The 21,915-nt window shown below is 60.0% G+C and carries 19 protein-coding genes; 13 read left to right on the top strand and 6 right to left on the bottom strand.

The features are described from left to right. Window positions 1-4: 4 nt before the first annotated feature. Both KW839_RS06075 and KW839_RS06070 read left to right on the top strand, forming a co-directional pair. Window positions 5-913 carry a restriction endonuclease gene (locus KW839_RS06075; RefSeq protein WP_218423713.1) on the top strand — a complete coding sequence of 303 codons (909 nt, stop codon included), beginning with the start codon at window positions 5-7 and terminating at the stop codon, window positions 911-913. 340 nt (window positions 914-1,253) lie between these two features. Continuing rightward, a complete protein-coding gene (locus tag KW839_RS06070) occupies window positions 1,254-1,562 on the top strand; it encodes a DUF3077 domain-containing protein (RefSeq protein WP_218423712.1) in 309 nt (102 codons plus the stop codon). 76 nt (window positions 1,563-1,638) lie between these two features. On the opposite strand, the gene KW839_RS06065 is transcribed toward KW839_RS06070, so the two are convergent. Continuing rightward, on the bottom strand, window positions 1,639-2,316 hold the full coding sequence (locus KW839_RS06065; protein WP_218423711.1) for a peptidase M41: 678 nt from the start codon (window positions 2,314-2,316) through the stop codon (window positions 1,639-1,641). A gap of 212 nt (window positions 2,317-2,528) precedes the next feature. Here KW839_RS06065 and KW839_RS06060 point away from each other — a divergent pair, with 212 nt between their 5' ends. The 10 genes from KW839_RS06060 to KW839_RS06015 all read left to right on the top strand — a co-directional run bounded on the left by KW839_RS06060 (window position 2,529) and on the right by KW839_RS06015 (window position 13,526). Further along, window positions 2,529-2,990, top strand: coding sequence for an Lrp/AsnC family transcriptional regulator (locus KW839_RS06060; protein ID WP_060541655.1), 462 nt, complete (start codon window positions 2,529-2,531; stop codon window positions 2,988-2,990). 259 nt (window positions 2,991-3,249) lie between these two features. Then, a complete protein-coding gene (locus KW839_RS06055; protein ID WP_218423710.1) occupies window positions 3,250-4,932 on the top strand; it encodes an NAD(P)/FAD-dependent oxidoreductase in 1,683 nt (560 codons plus the stop codon). A 12-nt stretch (window positions 4,933-4,944) separates the two neighbouring features. Continuing rightward, a complete protein-coding gene (locus tag KW839_RS06050; protein WP_218423709.1) occupies window positions 4,945-5,739 on the top strand; it encodes a carbon-nitrogen hydrolase family protein in 795 nt (264 codons plus the stop codon). A gap of 38 nt (window positions 5,740-5,777) precedes the next feature. Continuing rightward, on the top strand, window positions 5,778-8,192 hold the full coding sequence (gene pqqF, locus KW839_RS06045; protein ID WP_218423708.1) for a pyrroloquinoline quinone biosynthesis protein PqqF: 2,415 nt from the start codon (window positions 5,778-5,780) through the stop codon (window positions 8,190-8,192). Window positions 8,193-8,347: 155 nt separating this feature from the next. Further along, a complete protein-coding gene (gene pqqA, locus KW839_RS06040) occupies window positions 8,348-8,422 on the top strand; it encodes a pyrroloquinoline quinone precursor peptide PqqA (RefSeq protein ID WP_003422658.1) in 75 nt (24 codons plus the stop codon). A gap of 81 nt (window positions 8,423-8,503) precedes the next feature. Further along, a complete protein-coding gene (gene pqqB / locus KW839_RS06035) occupies window positions 8,504-9,415 on the top strand; it encodes a pyrroloquinoline quinone biosynthesis protein PqqB (protein ID WP_218423707.1) in 912 nt (303 codons plus the stop codon). A gap of 129 nt (window positions 9,416-9,544) precedes the next feature. After that, complete coding sequence (pqqC, locus tag KW839_RS06030; protein ID WP_218423706.1) at window positions 9,545-10,297, top strand: pyrroloquinoline-quinone synthase PqqC; 753 nt, start codon at window positions 9,545-9,547, stop codon at window positions 10,295-10,297. After that, on the top strand, window positions 10,294-10,569 hold the full coding sequence (gene pqqD, locus KW839_RS06025; RefSeq protein WP_008051583.1) for a pyrroloquinoline quinone biosynthesis peptide chaperone PqqD: 276 nt from the start codon (window positions 10,294-10,296) through the stop codon (window positions 10,567-10,569). Before pqqC ends, pqqD begins: the two co-directional genes overlap by 4 nt. Further along, complete coding sequence (pqqE, locus tag KW839_RS06020) at window positions 10,541-11,713, top strand: pyrroloquinoline quinone biosynthesis protein PqqE (protein ID WP_218423705.1); 1,173 nt, start codon at window positions 10,541-10,543, stop codon at window positions 11,711-11,713. The genes pqqD and pqqE overlap by 29 nt, the downstream gene beginning before the upstream one ends. Next, window positions 11,679-13,526 carry a S9 family peptidase gene (locus tag KW839_RS06015; RefSeq protein WP_218423704.1) on the top strand — a complete coding sequence of 616 codons (1,848 nt, stop codon included), beginning with the start codon at window positions 11,679-11,681 and terminating at the stop codon, window positions 13,524-13,526. Before pqqE ends, KW839_RS06015 begins: the two co-directional genes overlap by 35 nt. 107 nt (window positions 13,527-13,633) lie before the next feature. Here KW839_RS06015 and KW839_RS06010 read toward each other — a convergent pair whose 3' ends face one another. Both KW839_RS06010 and KW839_RS06005 read right to left on the bottom strand, forming a co-directional pair. Beyond that, window positions 13,634-13,792 (bottom strand): YqaE/Pmp3 family membrane protein, encoded by a 159-nt coding sequence (locus tag KW839_RS06010; RefSeq protein WP_007947822.1) that lies wholly within the window; start codon window positions 13,790-13,792, stop codon window positions 13,634-13,636. 188 nt (window positions 13,793-13,980) lie between these two features. Next, window positions 13,981-15,264 (bottom strand): aspartate aminotransferase family protein, encoded by a 1,284-nt coding sequence (locus KW839_RS06005; protein ID WP_060541663.1) that lies wholly within the window; start codon window positions 15,262-15,264, stop codon window positions 13,981-13,983. A gap of 169 nt (window positions 15,265-15,433) precedes the next feature. Between KW839_RS06005 and KW839_RS06000 the strand changes: the two genes are divergently transcribed. After that, complete coding sequence (locus KW839_RS06000) at window positions 15,434-16,363, top strand: LysR family transcriptional regulator (RefSeq protein ID WP_218423703.1); 930 nt, start codon at window positions 15,434-15,436, stop codon at window positions 16,361-16,363. A 227-nt stretch (window positions 16,364-16,590) separates the two neighbouring features. Here KW839_RS06000 and KW839_RS05995 read toward each other — a convergent pair whose 3' ends face one another. The 3 genes from KW839_RS05995 to KW839_RS05985 all read right to left on the bottom strand — a co-directional run bounded on the left by KW839_RS05995 (window position 16,591) and on the right by KW839_RS05985 (window position 21,849). Beyond that, complete coding sequence (locus tag KW839_RS05995) at window positions 16,591-18,369, bottom strand: acyl-CoA dehydrogenase C-terminal domain-containing protein (RefSeq protein WP_060541665.1); 1,779 nt, start codon at window positions 18,367-18,369, stop codon at window positions 16,591-16,593. Window positions 18,370-18,673: 304 nt separating this feature from the next. Then, a complete protein-coding gene (locus tag KW839_RS05990) occupies window positions 18,674-20,470 on the bottom strand; it encodes an acyl-CoA dehydrogenase C-terminal domain-containing protein (protein WP_060541666.1) in 1,797 nt (598 codons plus the stop codon). A gap of 86 nt (window positions 20,471-20,556) precedes the next feature. Next, complete coding sequence (locus KW839_RS05985) at window positions 20,557-21,849, bottom strand: GGDEF domain-containing protein (protein ID WP_060541667.1); 1,293 nt, start codon at window positions 21,847-21,849, stop codon at window positions 20,557-20,559. Window positions 21,850-21,915 lie beyond the last annotated feature (66 nt).

Genomic DNA, 21,915 nt, shown 5'->3' with positions numbered 1-21,915 from the left:
GATCATGGCCATTCCCGATTTCCAATCCGTCATGCGTCCTGTATTGGCCGTGGTCGCCGATGGCCTGCCCATCACCCTCAAGGCTCTGCGGGAGCAGGTCATCGAGCAGTTTCAACTGAGCGAAGACGAACGCCATGAAATGCTGCCGTCAGGGCGGCAGACAGTGATCAACAACCGTATCGGTTGGGCGCGCACCTACCTGAACAAGGCCGGTTTGCTGAGCATCCCGAGCAAAGGCCTGGTGCAAATTACCGAGCGTGGCCGCGAAGCGCTGCAATCCGGGCCGCAGCGACTCACCGTTGGTTGGCTCAAACGCTATCCGGAATTCAGCGCGTTTCATGGTGCACGGCCCGACAACGGAGCGCCTTGCGTGCAAGCCGAACCTGTGGACGACATCACCCCGGACGAACAACTGGCCCAAGCCCATCAGGCCTTGTTGCAGTCACTGGCTGACGAGTTGCTCGCCCAGGTGCGCGGTGCTTCGCCGACGTTTTTCGAGCAACTGGTGGTCGATCTGATGATTGCCATGGGCTATGGCGGCTCCCGCAAGGAGGCAGGTCGCGCCACGCAACAGACCAACGACGATGGTATCGACGGCATCATCAAGGAAGACAAACTCGGCCTGGATGTTATTTACCTGCAAGCCAAACGCTGGAGCAACACGGTGCACCGCCCGGAGATCGACAAGTTCATCGGCGCCCTCACCCGTCAGCGTGCGCGCAAGGGAGTGTTCATCACTACGTCGGAGTTCTCCGCCGGTGCACGTGAAGCGGCGCTCGGACTGGATATCAAAGTGGTGTTGATAGATGGCGTGGAGCTGGCTCGCCTGATGGTCGAAAACAATTTGGGTTGCAGCGTGAAGCAGGTCTACGAGATCAAACATATTGACTCTGATTACTTCACCGAAGACTGATGCTTGGTTGCGTTTATTTAAGACGCCGAAATATCGGATGACGCCGTAGGACCTTGTAGGCAAACTCCGAATCTTGCATTTGGGCACTTTGCCGCCTTGTTGCGCCTTTCTTCGACGGGATAGTCTCCAGACGTCGCTGAGCACTCAGCGAACGGGCTTGGAAACCCGACGAAATTAGACGTAACAGATTGCCCATCTCGATCTCGAGTTATGGCGGCTGTGCGCGGGACGTCCTAGGGCGTGCCGGTTTCCTAATTTCCCGGTTTTCCAACCTGCGCGCAGCTGCCACCCATTCGCTTGGAAACGAATGTGACCGTTCCTTAAAATTAGGAGTTTGAACATGAGCACAGCAAATCCATCCGCATCATCAGAGCTGAAAACCGTCGGTTTCACCCCCTTCCTGTATCTCTCAAACCAGCCGCTATTTCACGTCTGCCGCGATGTCCCCATCGCCGACGCCCTCGCCCAAGCCTCCAACCTGCTGTACCTCGCCAAGTCCCTGACCGTGGACGCCGCCTACACCCACGACTCCGACCGCCACGCCTGGGCCGCGCATTACCTGACGACGATGAGCAAAGCCGTAATTGATGATGTGGTGAAGGTGTTGACGCGAAGGCCTACTCAATCGAGAGCGGATGCAGATCAATAGAATAATACTCACAGAGTCTGAAAACTCCCAAAAAAGGGACCGAGCGTTCCCTTTTTGGGACTGATAGCGCCAGCCGTTATTCCCAGTGCTGAACGACATCACCGCCACCGTCAGTCCAGACACCCAACCAAGCAATAGCCTGCACCACCCGCAACCGCTCCAGCATCGGCCCCGTGTAGACAACCTCATAGGTATCCGCCGGCCGCCCCCATTGCTCGACGATGGCCATGCCGTCGACCAACACCCCGGCCAATTCGGCAATCGTATCGGCCAACGCCTCGACGACTGTTTGCGTGCGCAGCCACACCTGATCAGTCATCGCTTTAAGCTGCGCGGCTATGTGCTCAGTCGACGCTGGATCGGTATCCGGATAGACGATGTTGCGCAGCAGATGCTGAAGCTCCCTGACTTTTGCGTAGTCCTGTTCCGCACCCTGCTCGCCTTTGAGGATGGCAATGGCTTTCACTTTGTCGACGCGTTTCGCGGACGGTTTTGAAGGGAGTGTCTGCGCCATTGCCCCAGCCAGGAGCACCATCATCCGGGCTTCCAGATGTTCCTTCATGGCTTCCATCGAAGCGATTGGCCGCGTCAACGTGATGGTCGCTCCACCTTGATGCCGCAAATCCATGGTCACCGTCAGGGTCACGCCGCCTGTGGCGAAGCCCAAGGCACGGGCCACGACGTAGTGGCCCATTTCGTGATGGGCGATCTGCAATGCACGGTCCCGTACAGCGGCAGGCAGCTTCGTCGTCATGTCCTTTGTCTCGGATCCTCGTTCTCGCATTCGACTACGAGTGACGGTCACTGTCGATCCTGTCGCTCCCACAAGGGATCTTTGGTGGCCACAGTCTTCACGCTCACTGGACATCATACTGTAGGGCCCCGCTCAAACAACCGCCGCGAGCGCTGTGCAGGATGTGCCTGTAACATGCCTGGCCATTGACCTGTCCTGCTGGAGACATCCCTTTGCCTGACACTCGCCCGCCTGTTCTCGATGAAATTGATCGCCAGTTGATTGCAGCCTTGCAGATCAACGCCCGTGAGAGCGTGGCCATGCTTGCGCGGCAACTGGGGATTGCTCGCACCACCGTGACTTCGCGCCTGGCACGGCTGGAAAAGGCCAAGGTGATCACCGGCTACGGGGTGCGGCTTGGTCAGCGCGTGGTGGATGGCGGGTTGCAAGCGTATGTCGGGATTACCGTGCAGCCGCGTTCGGGCAAGGAGGTGGTGCGGCGGTTGAGTGCGATGGCGCAGGTGCAGCAGTTGTGTGCGGTGAGTGGCGAGTTTGATTATGTGGCGTGGCTGCGTACCGACTCGCCGGAACAGCTGGATCAGTTGCTGGATCAGATTGGCAGTGTGGATGGGGTGGAGAAGACCACGACTTCGATTATCTTGAGCAGCAAGGTGGATCGGGGGCAGCCGGTTTGAACGCTACCCAATGTGGGAGCGGGCTTGCTCGCGAATGCGTCGTGTCAGTCGACTCCAGTGGCAACTGATACTCCGCGTTCGCGAGCAAGCCCGCTCCCACAGTGACGATATGTACAGCTTGATCGTCAGACTGATCATAAATATGGCAAAACGACGACACTTTGCGTCTTATTAACGTGTTCTGTGCTCTCTAGAATGGCTGGCATCTTTTCCTATACTCAGATGCGCATTCCGCGTCGGGTCGCCAGCAAGGTCAGCCATGAACAAGAATAATCGCCATCCTGCAGACGGTAAAAAACCGGTCACCATCTTCGGTCCCGACTTTCCTTTCGCCTTCGACGACTGGATCGAACACCCGGCCGGCCTGGGCAGCATTCCCGAGCACAATCATGGTGCCGAAGTGGCAATTGTCGGCGCCGGTATCGCTGGTCTGGTGGCGGCGTACGAACTGATGAAGCTCGGCCTGAAACCGGTGGTCTACGAAGCGTCGAAATTGGGCGGCCGCCTGCGCTCGCAGGCGTTCAACGGGACGGATGGCATCGTCGCCGAACTCGGTGGCATGCGCTTCCCGGTGTCGTCGACCGCGTTTTATCACTACGTCGACAAGCTTGGTCTTGAGACCAAGCCCTTTCCAAACCCGCTGACGCCTGCCTCCGGCAGTACCGTGATCGACCTGGAAGGCAAGACGCATTACGCACAGAAACTGGCCGATCTTCCTGCACTGTTCCAGGAAGTCGCTGACGCCTGGGCCGATGCCCTGGAAGCCGGCTCGCAGTTCGCCGATATTCAGCAAGCCATCCGCGACCGTGACGTACCGCGCCTCAAGGAACTGTGGAACACCCTCGTACCCCTGTGGGACGACCGCACCTTCTACGACTTCGTCGCCACGTCCAAAGCGTTCGCCAAGCTGTCGTTCCATCACCGTGAAGTATTCGGCCAGGTCGGTTTCGGCACCGGCGGCTGGGACTCGGACTTTCCCAATTCGATGCTGGAAATCTTCCGCGTGGTCATGACCAACTGCGACGACCACCAGCACCTGGTGGTCGGCGGTGTGGAGCAAGTGCCGCAAGGCATCTGGCGTCATGTGCCGGAGCGCTGCGTGCACTGGCCCGAAGGCACCAGCCTGAAGTCCCTGCACCGAGGCGCCCCGCGCTCTGGCGTGAAAAAGATCGCCCACGCCGCCGATGGCCGTTTTGCAGTTACCGACAACAATGGCGATACCCGCGAATACGCCGCCGTGCTGACCACTTGCCAGAGCTGGCTGCTGACCACCCAGATCGAATGCGACGAGACCCTGTTCTCGCAAAAGATGTGGATGGCCCTGGACCGCACCCGCTACATGCAATCGTCGAAAACCTTCGTGATGGTCGACCGGCCGTTCTGGAAGGACAAGGACCCGCAAACCGGCCGTGACCTGATGAGCATGACGCTCACCGATCGCCTGACCCGTGGCACCTATCTGTTCGATAACGGCGACGACAAGCCCGGCGTGATTTGCCTGTCGTACTCGTGGATGAGCGATGCGCTGAAAATGCTCCCGCACCCGGTGGAAAAACGCGTAGAGCTGGCGTTGAACGCGTTGAAAAAGATCTACCCGAAAGTCGACATCGCCGCGCGCATCATCGGCGATCCGATCACCGTGTCCTGGGAGGCCGATCCTTACTTCCTCGGCGCGTTCAAAGGCGCCCTGCCCGGCCACTACCGCTACAACCAGCGCATGTACGCGCACTTCATGCAGGAGGAGATGCCGGCCGAGCAGCGCGGTATCTTTATCGCCGGCGACGACGTTTCATGGACGCCAGCCTGGGTCGAGGGCGCGGTACAGACCTCGCTCAACGCGGTATGGGGCATCATGAAGCACTTCGGCGGGTCGACACATAAAGCGAACCCGGGCCCGGGTGATGTGTTCAAAGACATCGGCCCTATCGCCCTGCCCGAGTAAGAGGATTCCGAAATGCGCGTAGCCCTTTACCAATGTCCACCGCTGCCATTGAAGCCCGCCGCCAACCTGCAACGCCTGCATCAACTGGCGATGGAGGCCAAGGGCGCCGACCTGTTGGTGCTGCCGGAAATGTTCATGACCGGCTACAACATTGGCACCGAGGCAGTCAGCACGCTGGCCGAGGTGTACAACGGTGAATGGGCGCAGCAGATCGGCCGGATCGCCAAGGCGGCCGGCCTGGCGATTGTGTACGGCTATCCCGAACGCACCGCTGACGGGCAGATCTACAACGCTGTGCAGTTGATCGACGCCAGTGGCGAACGCCTGTGCAATTATCGCAAGACGCATCTGTTCGGTGATCTGGATCGCTCGATGTTCAGCCCCGGTGAAGACCAGTTTCCAGTGGTTGAGCTCAACGGCTGGAAGCTCGGCTTCCTGATCTGCTACGACATGGAATTTCCGGAAAACACGCGCCGCCTGGCCCTTGCCGGCGCCGAGCTGATTCTGGTGCCGACGGCGAACATGATTCCCTTCGACTTCGTCGCTGACGTCACCGTGCGTTCGCGCGCCTTCGAAAACCAATGCTACGTGGCCTATGCCAATTACTGCGGCCACGAAGGCGAGATCCACTATTGCGGGCAAAGCAGCATCGCCGCGCCGGACGGCAGTCGCATTGCCCAGGCCGGACTGGATGAAGCGTTGATCGTCGGCGAACTGGATCGACAGCTGATGCTCGACTCCCGCGCCGCCAATCGTTACCTCAGCGACCGCCGGCCCGAGCTTTACCACGCGCTCAACAAGCGTTAATCCGCTAGCATTGGCACTTCACTGTTCTGGAAGTGCCCATGCCTGCGCCGATACTCCCCCGCCCTCACACCGAAACCCTGGCCAATGGCTTGCGCATGACCCTGCGTCATGTGCCCGGCCTGAAGCGCAGCGCCGCTGCGTTGCGAGTGGCGGCGGGTAGTCATGACGTGCCATTGGCGTGGCCGGGGCTGGCGCATTTCCTTGAGCATTTGCTGTTTCTCGGGACCGGGCGTTTTCCTGCAAGCGAAGCGCTGATGGCCTACGTGCAACGTCACGGTGGGCAGGTGAACGCCAGCACCCGCGAGCGCACTACCGATTTCTTCTTTGAACTGCCAACCCGATCGCTCAGTGGCGGGCTCGAACGCTTGTCAGACATGCTCGCCCGACCGTGCATGAATTCGGACGATCAGATGCGGGAGCGGGAAGTGTTGCAGGCGGAATATATCGCTTGGTCGCAGAATCCTCAGGCGCAGCAGCAGTTCGCGCTGTACCAAGGACTTGCGGCAGAACATCCGTTGCGCGGGTTTCATGCGGGCAATCGGGACAGCCTGAAGATTGAATTACCAGCGTTTCAGCAGGCATTGAAAGACTTCCATCAGCAGTTTTATCGTACCGGCCAGATGACCCTGAGTCTGGTCGGACCGCAAAGTCTTGATGACTTACGCACGCTGGCAGAGCAGTTTTCAGCGACGCTACCGGTTGGGGATAAAACCCCGCAGGCAGCCACTTCGCCGCTGGCGGTGAAAAGTTATCAACAGGTCGGCAAGCAGCACGGCAATCTTTTGTTTGCCTTCGATGCGTTGCCGGACACCTCTGCCGAGGCGATGGCGTTTCTTTGTCATTGGCTCAATCGCACCAAGCCAGGTGGTTTGCTCGCGTGCTTGCAGGCCCGGAATCTGGCCGACGGTTTGAAAGCCGCGCCGCTGTATCATTTCTCCCGACAAGGCATGCTGCATCTGCAGTTCACCGCGCCATCCGGATCATTGAGCGCCATTGGCGAACACCTGCGAGATTGGCTCGGCTTCTTCGCACAACAGGATTGGGCACCGCTGCGCGAGGAATACGCAGCACTGCAGCAACGACAGCAGCAAGTCAGCGGCGCACTGCAACTGGCGCGCCTCGACAGCGAACAGCTTGAAAGTGGCTTGTCCGAGTCCGGCGTTGCCGCCCTCAAACAGATTCTCAATGAAATCGGCACTGTGGATAACTTCAGCGACCATTGGCACCTGCCCACCGCCAATCCCTTCCTGCGCAGCAGTGAACCGCTGGCCAATGCCGGATTGATTCGTGGCCAGACCAGCGCCCACCGCGGTCTGCGCACGTTTGCCCAGGACCGCTCGCGCAGCCGCCGAGAGCGCTCGCCGATGCAGTTCAGTCAGGCATGGCGGGATGACGGTGATGAAGGCGCGATTTATCTGCGTTGGCGGATGGAAGCCGCAGCCACGGTTGACCTGCAAGAGCAATTGCAAGGCAGTCTTTGGCAAACACAGCAAGATGCGCGCGAGGCCGGTGTCGAGTTGTCGTTCAGCACGAGTGGCCATGAATGGTTGCTGAAACTGACCGGCCTGCAAGAGTCGATACCCGCAGCCCTCGAACATGCGCTGAAATGTCTGACACAGATTGATGCCGATTCCCCGCGCGCAGAGCCGGAAACGCCGTTGTTGCCCATCCGCCAATTGCTCAAGGCATTCCCGGAGCATTGCCTGGAATCAGCGCAAGCCTCCAACGACGCGAAACACCTGTGGACAACTTCCCGCTGGGATGGCTGGGCGCTGGGCCTCAGCCCACAAACCCAATCGGCGATGGGCCTGGCCCTGAGCCGCATTCCCGGTATACCGGACAATCAATTGCCGGCACCGACAGCGTTCACAACACCATACTTGTGGCGCCACATTGAAACGGTGTCCAGCGAACACGCCTTGTTGCTGTTCTGTCCGGTCGCCAGCCGCGAGATCGCCGACGAAGCGGCCTGGCGCTTGCTGGCGCACCTGTGCCAGACACCGTTCTATCAACGCCTGCGGGGTGAATTGCAGTTGGGTTATGCGGTGTTCAGCGCCCTGCGGCAGATCCATGGGCGAACCGGATTGCTGTTTGGCGTGCAGTCCCCGACGGTGACATCGGTGGAGTTGCTCGGCCACATTCGGCAGTTTCTCGAAAACATTCCGACGCTCGTTACACAACTTGATGAGGCCAGCCTGGGCCAACTGCGCCAGAGTCTTGCCGATCAATTCGACGACTCGTCTCTATCCTGCAAAGACGCTGGCGAACTGCTCTGGCAGGCCAGGCTCGCCGGCCACTCGTCGGATTATCTGGCGCAACTGGTCACCGCGATCGAGCAACTCGACGCCCCGCAGTTGCTGGCTGCTGCGCAACGGTTAAACAACATAGAAGGCGGCTGGCTCTGCCTCGCCAGCGATTCCATGCCCGGCGCCCCGTGGCAAGCGGCTAAATGATCATTACCGAGCCTGTAAGGAGCTTTCTCAAAGATTCACGGGCAAATCCCTGGAAATTTTGAGTAACATAGCAGCCTAACTATTTGGAACCTCCCCGCGCTGCCGTGGACTATAACTATAGACAGCGCTATCCCATCACCCTGAAGGAGTCACCCATGTCCTGGACAAAACCGGCTTACACCGACCTGCGTATCGGCTTCGAAGTCACCATGTACTTCGCAAGCCGCTGATCTCTGCCCTGGCAGATCCGCAGCACAACGCCTCGGTTATCCGAGGCGTTTTATTTTCAGCGTTGAAATGATGGAGCACCCATGTTTGTCCAGATTCTAGGTTCCGCTGCCGGCGGCGGTTTCCCCCAGTGGAACTGCAACTGCGTGAACTGCGCAGGTTTTCGCGATGGCAGCCTGCGGGCCAAGGCGCGGACACAATCTTCCATCGCGATTTCCGATGACGGCGTGAACTGGGTGCTGTGCAATGCCTCCCCGGACATCCGCGCCCAGCTCCAGAGCTTCGCCCCGATGCAACCGGGCCGTGCCCTGCGCGACACCGGGGTCGGCGCAATCATCCTCATGGACAGCCAGATCGATCACACCACCGGCCTGCTCATGTTGCGTGAAGGTTGCCCGCATCAGGTCTGGTGTACCGACATGGTCCATGAGGATCTGAGCAGCGGTTTTCCACTGTTCACCATGCTGAACCACTGGAACGGCGGGCTGAACTGGAACCGCATCGAGCTCGACCAGAGCTTCAGCATCCCGGCCTGCCCGAACCTGCGATTTACCCCGCTGCCTTTGCGCAGCGCAGCGCCGCCCTACTCGCCACACCGCTTCGACCCGCATCCGGGCGACAACATCGGCCTGATCGTCGAGGACTTGTCCACCGGCGGCAAACTGTTCTATGCGCCGGGCCTGGGCAAGGTCGATGCATCACTGCTGGAGATCATGGCCGGCAGTGACTGCCTGCTGGTCGATGGCACCTTGTGGGACGACGACGAAATGCAGCGCCGTGGCGTCGGCACCCGTACCGGTCGCGAGATGGGCCATCTGGCGCAGAACGGCCCTGGCGGCATGCTCGAAGTGCTGGAGCAGTTGCCCGAACAGCGCAAGGTGCTTATCCACATCAACAACACCAATCCGATTCTCGATGAAGACTCACCGGAGCGCGCGGAGCTGGATCGGCGCAATGTTGAAGTGGCGTATGACGGCATGAGTATTGTGCTGTAGCGGATGCCCCCATCGCTGGCAAGCCAGCTCCCACAAAGGAGATCGCATTCCAATGTGGGAGCGGGCTTGCTCGCGAAAACGTCCGACCAGACACCAACGATTTCAACGGTTGTTCCCCGGAGAACCGCAATGACCGACACCCCAATGTCCCCCAGCGAATTCGAAGCCGCCCTGCGCGCCAAGGGTGCCTACTACCACATCCATCACCCCTATCACGTGGCGATGTATGAGGGCCGGGCAACCCGCGAGCAGATCCAGGGCTGGGTCGCCAACCGCTTCTACTACCAGGTGAACATTCCGCTCAAAGACGCGGCCATCCTGGCCAACTGCCCGGACCGCGAGATCCGCCGCGAGTGGATCCAGCGCCTGCTCGACCATGACGGCGCCCCGGGCGAAGACGGCGGCATCGAAGCCTGGCTGCGCCTGGGCCAGGCTGTCGGTCTCGACCCGGATCAGTTGCGTTCCCAGGAACTGGTGTTGCCCGGTGTGCGTTTCGCCGTGGACGCCTACGTCAACTTCGCCCGCCGGGCCAGTTGGCAGGAAGCCGCCAGCAGCTCGCTGACCGAACTGTTCGCACCGCAGATCCACCAGTCGCGCCTGGACAGTTGGCCACAGCATTACCCCTGGATCGACCCGGCCGGCTACGAGTATTTCCGCACTCGCCTGGGCCAGGCGCGGCGCGATGTCGAGCACGGGCTGGCGATCACCCTGCAGCACTACACGACACGGGAAGGCCAGGAGCGCATGCTGGAAATTCTTCAGTTCAAACTGGACATTCTTTGGAGCATGCTCGATGCCATGAGCATGGCCTACGAACTGAAACGCCCGCCGTATCACAGCGTGACCGGGCAACGGGTCTGGCACAAAGGAATCACCTTATGAGTTTCGACCGCAGCAAGACCCCGACCTGGCGTCCCGGCTACCGCTTTCAGTACGAACCGGCGCAAAAAGGCCATGTGCTGCTGTACCCGGAAGGCATGATCAAACTCAACGAAAGCGCCGCGCTGATCGGCGGATTGATCGACGGCGAGCGCGATGTCGCGGCGATCATTGCCGAACTCGACCAGCAGTTCCCCGGCGTGCCCGAACTCGGTGACGACATCGAGCAATTCATGGAGGTTGCCCGTGCGCAGCACTGGATCGAACTTGCCTGATTCATCGGTGCAAGTACCGCCCACACCCGAAGTCGGCCTGCCGCTGTGGCTGCTCGCCGAGCTGACGTATCGCTGCCCGCTGCAATGTCCGTACTGCTCCAATCCACTGGACTTCGCCAAGCAAGGCGAGGAACTGAGCACCGAGCAATGGATCAAGGTATTTCGCGAAGCCCGCGAGATGGGCGCCGCACAACTGGGCTTTTCCGGTGGCGAGCCGCTGGTGCGCAAGGACCTCGCCGAGCTGATTTCTGAAGCGCGCAAACTGGGTTTCTACACCAACCTGATCACCTCCGGCATCGGTCTCACCGAGCAGAAAATCAGTGATTTCAAAAAGGCCGGTCTGGACCACATCCAGATCAGTTTCCAGGCCAGCGACGAGCAAGTGAACAACCTGTTGGCCGGTTCAAAAAAAGCCTTCGCGCAGAAACTGGAAATGGCCCGGGCAGTGAAAGCCCACGGCTATCCGATGGTGCTGAACTTCGTCACCCATCGGCACAACATCGACCAGATCGACCGCATCATCGAGTTGTGCATTGCCCTTGAAGCGGACTTCGTCGAGCTCGCCACCTGCCAGTTCTACGGCTGGGCGCAACTCAATCGAGTCGGGCTGTTGCCGACCCGGGAACAACTGGTGCGGGCCGAGCGCATCACCAACGAATACCGCGCCAGGCTGCAAGCCCAAGGGCATCCGTGCAAGCTGATTTTCGTCACGCCGGACTACTACGAAGAACGACCGAAAGCCTGCATGAATGGCTGGGGCAGTATTTTTCTCACGGTCACGCCGGACGGAACCGCCCTGCCCTGTCACGGTGCCCGGCAGATGCCGGTACAGTTTCCCAACGTGCGCGACCACAGCATGCAGCACATCTGGTACGACTCGTTCGGCTTCAACCGCTTTCGTGGCTACGACTGGATGCCCGAGCCGTGCCGCTCCTGCGACGAGAAAGAAAAAGATTTCGGCGGCTGCCGCTGCCAGGCATTCATGCTCACCGGTGATGCGAGCAATGCCGACCCGGTATGCAGCAAGTCACACCATCACGGCGTGATCCTCAAGGCTCGCGAAGAAGCCGAGCACGCCACCCGGACCATCGAACAACTGGCCTTTCGCAATGAACGAAACTCACGCCTCATCGCCAAAAGCTGAACCCTTGAGCGCCGTCAAAGCCGTTGCGGCTGGCATCGATTTCGCCGAACTGCAGGTCGGTCGCCATGGCTTGTTCTGGAACGAATATCGGCCCGCAGACGCTGCGTGCCGGATCTGGCATTGGCACAACAATGCGGCGACTTGCCTGACACCCCCGGGTTTCAGTGTGCGCAGTCGGGTGTACGAATACGGCGGCGGGGCGTTTTGCCTGACCGACACTGGCATCGTTTTCGTCAACGAAGCGGATCAACAGCTGTACCGCCAATCACTGCAAGACGAAACACCTGAGCTGCTGACGTCCGGGGAATGCCGTTACGGTGATCTGCAATTTGCCAATAATCAGGTGCTGGCCGTTGAAGAACATCGCGACCGGCACCGACTGGTGGCGATCGATCTCACCGATGGCGTGCGTCATCTGCTCGCCGAAGGCGCCGACTTCTACGCGGCGCCGACCCTGAGCCCTGATGCCCGACGTCTGGCCTGGATCGAGTGGAGCAAACCGGATCAACCCTGGACCGCGACCCGCCTGATGGTTGCCGAACGCCAGGGCGACGGCCGTTATGCCAACCCCCGTTGCGTCGCTGGCAACAGCACACAGGAGTCCCTGCAACAACCGCGGTTTGATACAGATGGCCGCCTGTTTTGCCTGACCGATCGCGGCGGATTCTGGCAGCCATGGGTGGAATCGGCCGTAGGCTTGAGCCCGTTGCCCAGTGCCCCCGCCGATCATGGCCCCGCGCCCTGGCAACTGGGCGGCTGCACCTGGCTGCCGCTGGACGGGGACACCTATCTGGCCAGCTGGACCGACGGCGGCTTTGGCCGGCTGGGCTTGTGTGGCGCCAGCAGCGAAGACTTCACCGGCGACTACAGTCGCTTCCGTCATCTCGCTGTGGATAAGCAGTTCATTTACTGCATCGCCGCTTCGCCCGTCAGCGCCACGGCGGTGATCGCCATCGACCGCCAGACCCGACAGGTAAAGGTCCTGGCCGGTGGCATTGCACCGTTGCCTGCCGAGCAAATCAGCCGCCCGCAGACCTTGCGCTACCCCAGCGGCTCCGGTGAAGCCCACGGCTTCTTCTACCCGGCGATGACCGGTGAGGCGAAACCTCCACTTGTGGTGTTCATCCACGGCGGTCCGACTTCGGCGTGCTACCCGATGCTCGATCCACGCATCCAGTTCTGGGCACAAAGGGGGTTCGCCGTAGCCGACCTCAACTATCGCGGCAGCAGTGGTTATGGCCGGGCTTATCGCCAGGCCCTGCATCTGAGCTGGGGCGATGTTGACGTAGAGGATGCGTGCGCGGTGGTCGACTATCTCGCCGAGCGCGGATTGATCGACCGCGACAAGGCATTCATTCGCGGCGGCAGTGCCGGCGGGTACACCACCCTTTGCGCGCTGGCATTCCACAAGGTGTTCAGCGCCGGCGCCAGCCTTTACGGTGTCAGTGACCCTGTGGCCCTGGGACGGGCGACCCACAAGTTCGAGGGCGATTATCTGGATTGGCTGATTGGCGATCCCGTGCAGGATGCCGATCGCTACGCCGCTCGTACGCCACTACTGCATGCGAGCAACATCAGCGTACCGGTCATATTCTTTCAAGGGGAACTGGACGCCGTGGTCGTCCCGCAACAGACCCGCGACATGGTCACGGCGTTGCAAGACAACGGCGTACTGGTTGAAGCGCACTACTACGCCGACGAACGTCACGGCTTTCGCAAGGCGGGAAACCAGGCCCATGCGCTGGAGCAGGAGTGGCTGTTTTATCGGCGGGTGATGGATCAGGGGGGGCTGAGTTCAGGGCAAAGTGCTTGAAATTTAGCGCCCCCATCGCGAGCAGGCTCGCTCCCACAAGGTTTTGTGAACGACGCACTTCCAATGCGGGCCTGCTGGCGAGGGCTGGTTACCTGACAACGTGTCAGTCAACGCTTGGCGATGATGTAAACCGCATGCACGATCCCCGGAATATAACCGCACAGTGTCAGCAGGATATTCAGCCAGAACGCCCCGCCGAATCCGACCTGCAGAAACACGCCCAATGGCGGCAACAGAATGGCAATGATGATTCGAACAAAATCCATGGGCTTGCTCCTGGTTGAGGTGGGCTTTTAAAACCCTACACTTAATCGACCGCTACCGTTCGTCAGGGTTCAGTAAAGCATCCCGGGGAAAACCCGGCGAAAAAAAACGCCCCACGCCAAAAGAATCAGGCATGGGGCGTGCGTTATACCGCGAGACGGTTCTGGAATGAGTTGAAGGACGCCTGCGATCAGACGGCAATCCCTTTGCGACAGTGCAATTGCGCGGTGCGCACGCGGGAGAAGGCGCGCGTCAGGCGCAGGAGCATTTCGTCGATGCTGGCCTTGCTGACGGTCAGCGCGGGGGTGAAGCGCAGGCAGTCGGTTTGCGGGGCATTGAGCAGCAGGCCTTCCTGTAGTGCGGCATTGACCACGGCAGCGGCCGAATCGTCAGATAACGTAAGCCCCCAGAGCAGCCCTTGCCCGCGCAATTCGCCGTGTCCGTAGCGCCAGGACAAACGCCGCAGGCCTTCGCTCAGATACTGGCCGGTTTCTCCCACATGCTTGAGCAATCCCTTGTCCTGCACGCTCTCGAGCACCGCGAGTGCCGCAGCGTTCATCAGTGCATTGCCGTGGTGGGTCCCGGTCATTTCACCCATGTCGAAGCAACAGGCTTTGCCCCGCGCCAGCAAAGCGGCCACTGGCACCCCACCGCCCAGGCCTTTGCCGAGCACGACGATATCTGCCCGCACGCCGTAGGATTGTTCGGCAAGCAAAGTGCCGCAACGACCGATGCCGGTTTGCACTTCGTCGAGGATCAACAGGATGCCGAGTTCGCGACACAACCGCTCGACCCCCTTGAGGTAATGCGCGGTGGCAGGGATGACTCCCGCTTCACTCTGGATCGGCTCAAGCATGATCGCCACGGTCCGCTGATCCACGGCGGCATGCAGTGCCGGCAGGTCATTGAACGGCACGTGGCTGAAACCTGGCAGTTGCGGTTCGAAGCGGTTGGTCAGTGTCGAACTGTCCGACGCCGAAATAGTCGCCAGGCTACGGCCATGACAGCCGTTATTGGCCACGATGATCCGCGAAGCGCCGCCTCGATGCTGTTGACCCCATTTGCGCGCCAGTTTGATCGCCGCTTCACAGGCTTCGCTGCCCGTGTTGAGCAGGTACGCCTGATCGCTGCCGGTACTGGCACACAGTCTTTCAGCGAGGCTGAGCATGCCACGGTTATGTAATCCAAAACCCGGGTTGATCAGCGATTGGGCCTGCGCCGTGATCGCGTTGACCAATGCCGAGGGGCTATGGCCCAGGCTGTTGGCGCCACCGCTCTGGGAGAAGTCCAGATAGGCGCGGTCATCACTGTCCCACAACCAGGAACCCTGGCCGCGCGTAAAAACCTGGGCCGGCCGTTCGACACTCGGCATCAGGTATTCAGTGGATAGACTATCGCTTTGGGATGGCGCGGCGGCGCCCATGACCAGGTCATCAAGGCTGGGCGTGCTACGGCGTAGACTGAATAGATTCATTGGCAAAAACCTCCCAAGAGGTTTTTTGCGTTACCTATGCAAATGCCATCGAAACAAACAGTATTCATCGCGCTCTGTGGCCCTGTAAGCCTTGTGAATACAGTTAGACTAGGCTCAGCCAAGGCGTAGAGCCATTTCGATTTCCGAGCATTTTCGATAAGTATTAGTTATGGATTTTAAGCAACTGCGTTATTTCGTCGCGGTGTATGAAGAAGGTCATGTCGGCCGGGCCGCAGAACGCCTGTCAATCTCCCAGCCGGCGCTGTCGCAACAAATCCGCCACCTCGAACAGAACCTCGATGTGAGCCTGTTCGAGCGCAGCAGCAAACGCCTGTTGCCGACCCTCGCGGCCCATACGCTGTACAACCACGCCCAGCCCCTGCTTGATGGCTTGCAGCGTGCGCGCGAAGCCCTCGGCAACTTCAAGGGGCAGGCGCTGCGCACCCTGGCCATCGGTGTATTGCAGACCGTCCACTCCAACCTGGTGCCGCAAATGCTTGAGCGCGTGCGCCAGGCGCAGCCGCATCTGGTGGTGCAGATTTACGAGCTGACGGGGCTGGAAATCGAGCGACGGCTGCTCAATGGCTCGCTGGACATCGGCATCGGCTACCTGCCGCCCCGTCAGCCGGGCCTGCATGGCGTGATGCTGTATGAGGATGAACTGACCCTGGTCATCCCGGCGGAGCATCCGTTGCGCGACTTCAAGAAAGTGTCCATCCGTCAGGCCGCCGAGCTGCCGATGTTGTTGCTGGGTGAAGAGTTTCAGATCAGGCAGATCTGGCAGGCCCAACTGGCAAACCTGGGACGCCGCCCGCAGGTGCAAGCGGAACTGAACAACATGGCGGGGATTCTCGACAGCTTGCCAAACACGCGACTGGCGACCGTACTGCCCGGGCGCTCACACAAGACCCACGGCACCGATGAACTGCTGTGGAAGCCCCTGAGCGAACCGCGAGTGCCACTGAAAGTCGGATTGGTGTGTCGCGATGTGCAACGGCAACAGGCCTCTCTGGCCTTGCTGCGCACGGTGTTGGAAGAAGTGATGAAGGCTCAGGATGAGCGCTTGAACAGCGCACAGGCTATGGATGGATTGAGCTGAGAACTTTTTCGCTGCCAAAAGAAAACCCCGCCGAAGCGGGGCTTTGCAGACTGTTTCCCTGACATCCTTTTCGCTCCACCGTCCTGGCAGAATCCTACGTGTCCGTGTTGTTGCTTTGCGCTTCCTGCGCTACGTCCATGGCAAGTAGATTAGCCCTGGATCCAATTTGCTTCTATGGGAGAACAGCAGCACGGCATGTAAGAGAATGCTTACATGCCGTTACAACATCAGAATTGTCCTGCATCCAGCAGGAACAGGGACTCGCTACCGGCCTTCACCGATGCACTCAACGAATGAATGCGCGGCAGCAGACGGGCGAAATAGAAGCGTGCCGTGCCCATTTTGCTGGCGTAGAAATCGTCCTCGGCTTCTTTGCCGATGGCGGCCTTGGCCATCAGTGCCCACATGTAGGCGTACGACACGTAACCGAATACCTGCAGATACTCGACCGACGCCGCGCCGATTTCATTCGGGTTGTTTTTCACTCGGTCCAGCAGCCAGGCGGTCAGTTCGTCGAGGGTGGTCACTGCGTCGTTCAGCGGCTTGGTGAACTCCGCGAGGTCCGCACTGGCGGTCGATGTGAAGTGACGGATTTCGTCCGCGAACAGGTTGTAGAACGCGCCACCGGTGCCGACGATCTTGCGCCCGACCAGGTCCAGCGCCTGAATGCCGTTGGTGCCTTCGTAGATCTGGGTAATGCGCACATCGCGCACCAGCTGCTCCTGGCCCCACTCACGGATGTAACCATGGCCGCCGAAAACCTGCTGGCCATGAACGGTGGTTTCCAGACCGAGGTCGGTCAGGAATGCCTTGGCTACCGGGGTCAGCAGCGCAACCAGATCTTCCGCGCGCTTGCGGGTCGTGGCGTCTTCGCTGAACTTGGCGGTGTCCAGTTGCATCGCCACATAGGTGGAAAAAGCACGACCGCCTTCGTTCGAGGCTTTCATGGTCAACAGCATGCGACGCACGTCCGGGTGGACGATGATCGGGTCTGCCACCTTGTCTTTGTTCTGCGCGCCGGTCGGCGAACGGCTTTGCAGACGATCACGGGCGTATTCCACAGCGTTCTGGTAGGAACGTTCGCCAGTGGCCAGGCCCTGGATACCGACGCCCAGACGCTCGTAGTTCATCATGGTGAACATGGCCGCCAGGCCCTTGTTCGGCTCGCCGACCAGGTAACCCACGGCTTCGTCGAAGTTCATCACGCAGGTCGCGGACGCCTGGATGCCCATCTTGTGTTCAATAGAGCCGCAGTTCGCCGGGTTGCGTGCGCCCAGGCTGCCATCGGCATTGACCATGAACTTGGGCACCAGGAACAGCGAGATACCTTTCGGACCCGCCGGTGCGTCCGGCAACTTGGCCAGTACCAGGTGGATGATGTTTTCGGTCAGGTCGTGTTCGCCACCGGTGATGAAGATCTTGGTGCCGCTGACTTTGTAGGATCCGTCGGCCTGAGGCTCGGCCTTGGTGCGGATGATGCCCAGGTCGGTACCGGCGTGCGGTTCGGTCAGGCACATGGAACCGGCCCAGACACCGGCGTACATGTTCGGCAGATAGGCCGCTTTCAGTTCTTCACTGGCGTGAGCGTTGATCGACAGACAGGCACCGGCGGTCAGCATCGGGTACAAACCGAACGACAGGCTGGCGGAGTTGACCATCTCTTCGACCTGGGCCGAAACAGCCTTGGGCATGCCCATGCCACCGAACTCCGGATCGCCACCCACACCCACCCAGCCGCCTTCAGCATAGGTCTGATAGGCCTGTGGGAAACCTGCCGGCGTGGTGACCGCACCGTCCGCCCAATGGCAACCTTCTTCGTCAGCCCCACGGCTCAGGGGCGCGATGCTTTTGCTGGTGACCTTGCCGGCTTCTTCGAGAATGGCTTCGACAGTTTCTGCATCGACAGTCTCGGCCAGAGCAGGCAACTGGGCCCAGAGTTTGGCGACCTCGAAAACTTCATTGAGGACGAAGCGCATATCGCGCAGGGGCGCTTTGTAGTCAGCCATGGCAAACCTCACAAGATCTAAACAGGTGATTCACAGGAGTTGTTTTTTGCGTTGGGTCCGAGTGTAACCCAACAACTTTTCAGACACATAGGGTCAGCCCGTGACCAATTTGTAATGATTGGTCACTGACTATCAGGTCATAAAAAAACCTGCTGCATCGCGGGTTTCCAACAACGCAGACAATTGTAGGAGCGAGCATGCTCGCGAGGGTCGTAACGATAACGCGGGCATTCAAAATTCCCGCGGCGTTCTCTGGTTCTTCGCGAGCATGCTCGCTCCTACAAGTACCGGACAGATGGCATCGTTACAGCGCAAATAACTCCGCCGGCAGCTGCATCAGACAATCACTACCCGCCTCGATTGCCGCCCGATGAGCGGCGGTGCGCGGCAGCAGTCGCTTGAAGTAAAACTCGCTGGTCGCCAGTTTGCCCCGGCAGAAATCGGCTTCGCCGCTGCCGGCATCGAGTTGGGCCTGAGCCACCAGTGCCATGCGCAGCCACAGATAGCCGAGGATGATGTAACCGCTGTACATCAGGTAATCCACCGACGCGGCACCGACTTCGTCAGGGTTTTTCATGGCGGCCATGCCGACTTTGCCAGTCAACTCACCCCACTGCCGATTCAACTCATCGAGCTGCGCCACATAGCTGGCCAGCTGCGGATGGGCGGCGTTGGCCAGGCAGAACTTATGGACGATTCTGGTAAAGCCGCGCAACAGTTTGCCCTGGCTGCCGAGGACTTTGCGCCCAAGCAGGTCGAGCGCCTGAATGCCGTTGGTACCTTCGTAGATCGGCGCGATCCGGCAGTCTCGAACCAGCTGCTCCATGCCCCATTCACGGATGAAGCCATGGCCACCAAACACCTGCATGCCGTGGTTGGTCACCTCCAGGCCCGTGTCGGTCATGAAGGCCTTGCAGATCGGCGTGAGGAACGCCAGCAGGTCTTCAGCATCCTGACGCGCCGTTTCATCGGGGCTTCGGTGCGCCACGTCCAGCAGTTGCGCGGTGAAGTAAGTCAACGCGCGGTTGCCTTCATTGAAGGCCTTCATGGTCAGCAGCATGCGCCGCACATCGGGATGCACGATGATCGGGTCGGCCGCTTTTTCCGGGGCTTTCGCGCCCGTCAGCGAACGCATCTGCAAGCGCTCGTTGGCATACTTGATCGCGCCCTGGAAACTCGCCTCGCCCAAACAAAGGCCCTGCATGCCGGTACCCAGCCGGGCGTGGTTCATCATGGTGAACATGCAGTTCAGGCCCTTGTTCGGTTCACCGATCAGGAAGCCCTTGGCACCGTCGAAGTTGAGCACGCAGGTGGCGGAGGCCTTGATACCCATTTTATGTTCGATCGAGCCGCAGGAAACACCATTGCGCTCGCCCGCCTCTCCCCCGGCATCAGGCAGGAACTTCGGCACGATGAACAGCGAAATGCCCTTGGTCCCGGCCGGAGCGTCCGGCAGTTTCGCCAGCACCAGGTGAATGATGTTGTCACTCAGGTCGTGCTCGCCGGCGGAGATGAAAATCTTGCTGCCGTAGATCGCGTAACTGCCATCGGCCGCAGGTACGGCACGGCTCTTGATGATGCCCAGATCAGTGCCGCAATGGGCTTCGGTCAGGCACATGGTGCCGGTCCATTGGCCGGCGGTGAGCTTGTTCAAATAGGTCTGTTTCTGTTCCTCGGTGCCGTGGGCATGGATCGCCGACATCGCACCATGGGTCAGGCCCGGGTACATGCCCCAGGAGGTGTTGCTCGAACCGACCATCTCGCTGATGACCAGGCCCAGGGAGCTCGGCAAGCCCTGGCCACCGTAGGCCGGATCCGCCGCCAGGCCATGCCAGCCGCCCTCGACGTATTGGGCGAACGCCTGCTTGAAACCTGCAGGCGTCGTGACCACGCCCTTGTCGAAATGGCAGCCCTCTTCGTCGCCGCTGCGGTTGAGTGGCGACAGGACGTTTTCGCAGAATTTCGCCCCTTCTTCCAGGATCGCATTGACCATGTCCGGGCTGGCGTCGGTAGCCCCCAGCGCCGCATAGTTGCCATGAAAATCGAAGACGTGGTCGATCAGAAAGCGCATGTCGCGCAAGGGAGCTTTGTACTCAGGCATGGTCATTTCTCCGTCAGCAGATTGAATCAACCTACTGCCGGCGGCCACACCCGACAATCACAGTGCAGACCCTGAATGCGCCATCATCACTGAACCGTAGCGGCGTCCATGCGCACCGCGCCACGGCGGTTCTGACCGAACGCCATCACACAGTTACGCCCGGCGCCCTTGGCACTGTAGAGGGCCTGGTCTGCGGACTTGAGCACCTCTTCCGGGGTGCGCTGATCGATCCGTTCGGCTACGCCGATACTGACCGTTACCGACACGCTCGAAGCACCCGAACCGGAGCGACGCTGGCGCCCCTGACTATCATCCTGGGGACGGTTGTCCTGATTACGCAACTGGATGTTGTAGGTAGCGATGGATTCCCGGATCACTTCCAGGTGCGGCATACACTCTTCGAGGGTCTTGCCAGCAAACACCAGTGCAAATTCCTCGCCGCCATAGCGATACGCCTTCCCGCCGCCGCCGATTTTCGACAGTTTGCTGGCGACCAGGCGCAGCACCTGATCGCCGACGTCGTGGCCGTGGGTGTCGTTGAATTTCTTGAAATGGTCGACGTCGCTCATGGCCAGCACATAGTTGCGTCCCAGCCGCTGCATACGCTCATTCAGCGCCCGACGACCCGGCAGCCCGGTCAGCTCGTCGCGAAATGCCATCTGATAGGCCTCGTGGGCCACGGCCGCAGCGATCATCAGCATCACCTGGCTGCACATGATGTTCAGGGTAAACGGCAGGATGAAGGTTTTCGGCAACATCCAGAACAGCCCGAGCAAGCCCACCAGTTGCGCGGCATGCAGCGGCCTCGGGTTACGCCAGTACTGGTAGGTCAGCAGCAGAAAAGCGGCAATGAATACCGGGTAAGACAGCTGAATCAGGCTCATCCATGCACCGTGCAACGCCGGCCAGCGAATCTCCGACAGCCAGATCAACAGCGCATGCGGGTAACTTTGCTCAAGGCCCAGCGCAACGCTGCCGACAGCCAGCAACACCGCAAAGCGCGCCACCATATCCTGAAACAGATGGGTGCGTTCCTGCCATGCCGCGAACACGCCAAACATCAACGGCAGCAGCAGACAACACAAATGAAAGACCACGGCGGCGTCGTCGCGAACCTTGCCGTTGTCGCGGTAATAGTCGGTCTGGGTGTCGAGCAGAAAGTAGGCGATGTACACCGTGGCCATCAGAAACAACTCACGCTGACGTCGGTAAACCGCGCAGTAGGCGCCGCCGAGCAGCAGCACAAGGGTTGGCAGCACGTTGAACAGTGAAGTGAAGAAGACGTTCAGGTCCTTGATGTACGCAGCCGCGAGCCCCGCCAGTAACAGCAGCAGTGACGGCAGGAAATGACTGAAACGTACAGCGGAAGAACGTGGCAAGGGTAAAGCTCCGACCCGTCGATTCAATAGATGGCAATGTGCCAACTACTGTAACGGCAGAACCCT

The organism is Pseudomonas sp. PDM31 (genome assembly GCF_019218965.1).
Lineage (GTDB): Bacteria > Pseudomonadota > Gammaproteobacteria > Pseudomonadales > Pseudomonadaceae > Aquipseudomonas.
This window is presented reverse-complemented; position numbering and strand designations above follow the sequence as displayed.